Annotated in this window: 1 protein-coding gene; it reads left to right on the top strand. The window is 54.3% G+C overall.

Translation table 11 applies throughout. The annotated features are described in order from the left end of the window. The coding region (locus AC2YIT_RS32230) for a hypothetical protein (protein WP_487281953.1) at positions 1–341 on the top strand (341 nt) is incomplete at both ends.

The following is a 341-nucleotide window of genomic DNA, read 5'->3' as shown; positions in this document are numbered from 1 at the left end:
GTACGGCATCAAGCTGCCGGCAGATACGGCAGCGAAGCCTGCATCGGCTGATGTTACAAAGTACAAGATTCCCTCGGGATGCGCCGGGGGCACAAGCCGGCCCTTCGCGGTGACCGTTCATGGAGATTACGTATATATAGGAGCGGTATGCGACGCGGCCACGTCCCAATCGTTAATGGACTTGAAAGCGATCGTGTACGAACTGGACCCGTCCACGAAAAAAATCAGGGAGGTATTCGCCATGCCGTTGGATTATTTCCGTGGCGAAGCGGTGGTCGATCTTGGGACAAAAACCTGGCATCCCTGGACGGACGATTTCAGTAAAGCTTTGAACAGTGCAT

Source organism: Dyadobacter sp. SRI_021, from assembly GCF_057586235.1.
This window is presented reverse-complemented; position numbering and strand designations above follow the sequence as displayed.